The sequence below is a fragment of the Intrasporangium sp. genome (genome assembly GCF_035280925.1).
In the GTDB taxonomy this organism is placed as follows: domain Bacteria; phylum Actinomycetota; class Actinomycetes; order Actinomycetales; family Dermatophilaceae; genus Intrasporangium.
In genome coordinates this window covers 1-3,627 of the sequence record NZ_DATEEY010000120.1, presented here as the reverse complement: position 1 = coordinate 3,627, position 3,627 = coordinate 1, and the positions used below count along the sequence as shown (strand labels likewise).

5 protein-coding genes and 1 pseudogene are annotated in these 3,627 nt (G+C 67.7%); 3 read left to right on the top strand and 3 right to left on the bottom strand.

Annotation, left to right across the window (positions count from 1 at the left end; all coding sequences use genetic code 11):
• The 3 genes and pseudogenes from VJN29_RS11665 to VJN29_RS11655 all read left to right on the top strand — a co-directional run.
• Positions 1–229 (top strand): hypothetical protein (locus VJN29_RS11665; protein ID WP_324143801.1); only part of this gene is annotated, 229 nt, incomplete at its 5' end.
• A 211-nt stretch (positions 230–440) separates the two neighbouring features.
• The gene (locus tag VJN29_RS11660; RefSeq protein ID WP_324143800.1) at positions 441–971 is read left to right on the top strand and encodes a bifunctional nuclease family protein; all 531 of its coding nucleotides are present in this window, start codon (positions 441–443) and stop codon (positions 969–971) included.
• Positions 972–1,226: 255 nt separating this feature from the next.
• Positions 1,227–1,400 (top strand): annotated as a pseudogene (locus VJN29_RS11655) (GNAT family N-acetyltransferase); the annotation flags it as partial.
• A 58-nt stretch (positions 1,401–1,458) separates the two neighbouring features.
• Here the strand turns inward: VJN29_RS11655 and VJN29_RS11650 are convergent.
• The 3 genes from VJN29_RS11650 to VJN29_RS11640 all read right to left on the bottom strand — a co-directional run.
• Positions 1,459–1,788: a hypothetical protein gene (locus VJN29_RS11650; protein ID WP_324143799.1), complete on the bottom strand. Its 330-nt coding sequence runs from the start codon at positions 1,786–1,788 to the stop codon at positions 1,459–1,461.
• Between the two features lie 145 nt (positions 1,789–1,933).
• Positions 1,934–2,803, bottom strand: coding sequence for an SMP-30/gluconolactonase/LRE family protein (locus VJN29_RS11645; protein WP_324143798.1), 870 nt, complete (start codon positions 2,801–2,803; stop codon positions 1,934–1,936).
• Between the two features lie 222 nt (positions 2,804–3,025).
• Positions 3,026–3,627, bottom strand: a 602-nt coding sequence (locus VJN29_RS11640; RefSeq protein ID WP_324143797.1) for a class I SAM-dependent methyltransferase, incomplete at its 5' end; no start/stop codon positions are given.

Here is a 3,627-nt window from a genome sequence, read left to right as displayed (position 1 = left end):
GGACCGGCCACTCGGCGTCGGAAGCCTCTCCCAGATCCGCGACGACCTCCTCCTGCTCGACGATCTCGGGGCGGACGTCGTCGTCCTCGACACCAACCCCGATCGGCCCGACCAGCGCCAGCCAGCGGTCGACGACTGGCTGGCTCTGGAGAAGATCTCGGCGTGCGCCGACGAAATCGTCGCACGCCACCCCCGTACTGAACCCGGACCTCACGACATGTCGATTTGACGGTCCGGACGCCGGTCACGTCGGGCCGCTCGGGACCATCGGCCACGTTGCGGATGGCGGCGGTGCTGGCGCTCTCAGAAAGGACGAGCACGAGATCCCACTCAGTTCGACGGCGTGTGTCATCGCCTGCCAACGGCAGTGCTACGCGGTTGTCAGCGTGATTAACGCTCCAGGCGAGTGGCTCCGCCCCGGCCATCGGTAACGTGACAGCGTGAAGCCGATCGAGGTCCTCGGACTCAGCGTCGAGGCCACTGGACGGTCCCCGATCCTGCTGTTGCGCGAGCGGGACGCTCCGCATCGTGTCCTGCCGATCTTCATCGGCGGGCAGGAGGCGTTGGCCATCGCATCCGCCCTGAGCGGCGCATCACCGCCACGTCCACTGACGCATGACCTGCTCGCTGCGCTCGTCGAGGAGCTCGACGCGCAAGTCGACCACGTCGAGGTGACGGAGGTTCGAGACGGCACGTTCGTCGCCGACTTGGCGGTGCGTGGCCCGAGCGGCGGGGTGAGCCTCGACAGCCGGCCCTCCGACGCCATCGCGCTGGCATTACGCCTCGACGCTCCGCTGTTCGCTAGCGATGCCGTGCTCGAGGAGGCTGGCACGACCGTGTCGATCCGAGCCGCAGACGACGTCATCGACGAGAACGTCACCCAATTCCGCGAGTTCCTCGACGAGGTTGATCCGACCGAGTTCGAGACGCGCCGAGGACCGGACGAACCTCCCGACGAACGCCGCGAGTGATCCGGGCATCACGGCGCTGACCATGTCTGTGATCGGCCTGCTGGCTGCTCGCTAGCGGCCGATGTGCCTTGCAGCCCGAGCAACATCGAGAAGGGACCCCGGAGGGTGAGGCCGGCGGCGTGGAGGCTCTCACCAAGGATGTCAGTTAGGACCGGTGAGCGATGTAGACCCGGGCGGTACGGGTGTCCAACACTCACCCGAACCTGCTAAGTACTCCTCGCGTTTCCACCAGGATCAGGGGCAGCCCGGAACCTTCCGGAGATCAGGATGCTGTACGTGGTCCCTCGCTGCTGGGGCACCCGCGCCGCGCGCGACCTGCTCGCGGCAGGCACGCGATGGATGGCGCAACAGGACTGGACCGCTGCTCGACTCCGGCTGGTCAGCACCCAACTTCGAGCCCGGCGGTTCTACGAGCGGGTCGTGAGCTGATCATCGATCCCCACGCCAACTCACCAACAGACCCTCCCCCTCGGACGAGTGTCGGGGATCAGGGCTGGACGACGACCCAGCCGCGGCGTTGCAGCTCGGCTGCCAGCTGCTCGGCCGGCATGCGGCGCAGCACCTGCTCGGCGGCCGACACCTGGGGGTTTGGCGGCCGGGGGGCGGCGGGCTCGCCCGACGACTCGGTCTCCTGGAGTTGGGCGATGAACGCCGCCGCTTCGTCGCGCGTGAACTTGCCGGCCGCCTGGCGCTGGGTGAACCCCATCGGCCCGCGGGCGTCGCGAAAGTCGGTGTGTCCGGCGTCCTGCAGCAGCGTGAGCAGCTCCTGCACCTCGCGCCGCGACGCCGGCGGCCCTGCCTGCTGTCCGAATGCCATGCCCCCAGTCTCCCCGCCCGGCCACGCACTCCCGGGGATGGGCCCGACCCTCAGCCCAAGCGCTCCACGACAGTGTGGGCAGGGTGGAAGCCGATTTCCTGGAGCGTCCAGATGTTGCCGACGGTCTGCTCGCCTTATCTCGACTCTACGGCCAGCCGACCCCGGATGCGGGAGCGTCGACGACGAGGACTTGTCCGGTTCTCGCCTCGACCGTGTCGTCGACATTCTCGGGCCCGCGCCAGTTTGCGACGAGCATGAACAGCGTGCGCCGGTCGGGCCCCCCGAGCATGGTCGCGAAGCACGACCGGTCGAGCTCGACCCGCTCGAGCACCTCGCCGCCCTCGCGGATGCGCGCGCAGTCGTTCGTCATGGCGCCCGAGGACGCCCAGATACAACCGTCGGCGTCGAGGCAGATGCCGTCCGGGCCAACCGGCTCCGCCCATGCCCGGCGGTTCGAGAGGCTGCCGTCGGAAGCGATGTCGAAGGCGGTGAGTCGTTGGGCGAACGACTCCGCAACGATCAGGGTCGAGTTGTCCGGCGTAACGACCATCCCGTTGGGGAATGCGATGTCGCTGGCGACCTCGCGAGCCTCGCCGTCTGGCGTCACCAGTGCGATCTTCCCGGGTGCCTTTCCCGTCGTGAGGACGTCCTCGAAGTTGGCGAAATCGAAGTTGATCGTGTTGACGTACACGTTGCCGCGGCCGTCCACGGTTAGCTCGTTCCACCCGTAGGGCGAGATGTGACCGAGATCGGCGTGCCGTACTCGCGAGCCGTCAGGCTCCACGCGGACCAGCTCCTCACCGGTGATGAGCATCCTCCCGTCCGGTAGCCACCCGATGCTCCAGCCCAGAAGGTCTGGCCCGCGGGCCATCACCTCACTGGAGCCGTCGAGGCCGACGGCGACGATCTCGGCTGCGCCCCAGTTGCACAGCCAGAGACGGCCGTCATGCCACCGCGGAGACTCGCCGATGGCGAGGCCATCGAGAAGAACGCGGGGCTGGTCGAGCTGTCGCATCGAACACATCCTCCTTGTCTGACGCCGCTGATAGGTGTGACGAGGCTGCCCGCCGAAACTCATCGCTGTCGCGCGAGTCGCCACAAAGCCGCAACCCTCTGATCGATGCCCGATTGCTCTGCCCGATCACGACGTTCGGCGCGGATCGCTGGTTCTGCGCCTGCCTGTGGGCCAGTCAACACCGGCGTTCGGGAACGACGACTCGGGATGGACAGGGCCGACTCAGTTCCGCCTGATGGATGCGAACCACGACCGCGCTGGTTCGGCTCGGATGGTCACGTGAAGTTCCGTGGGCTCGATGGACTCGACCTCCCAGCCTCGGGCGAACGCCTCACGGATCTCGGCTTGCGTGACGCGGCGCGGCCCCCACCCGGGCGGCTCCTCATCGCTAAAGCACAGCAGGACGTAGTGGCCACCTGGCCGAAGGACGCGACCAAGGCTCTCGACGAAGGGCTGACGGTCCTCGTCATCGAACACATGAAAGAGGCCGCAGTCGAGGACAGTGTCGAACGGCTCGCTCGGCGATTCCAACCGACGAGCGTCGCCCACCTCGAAGCGTGCGCGTGTCCCTCGCTCGCGGGCCTTGGCTTCGGCCAGGCGAATGGCGGTAGTGGAAATGTCGATCCCGACCGCGTCGGACCCCGCCTGAGCTGCCATCAAGACATGCTCACCGGTACCGCAACCCACATCGAGCACCCTGCGGCCCAGGCCCCCCTCAGCAGCCAACGTGGCAAAGGCGGGTTGGGGCCGACCGATGTCCCAGGGTGGTGTCGACGCGTAGGCGGCTTCGAACTCGGCCACGAGATCTCGCTCCTCGGTCACAC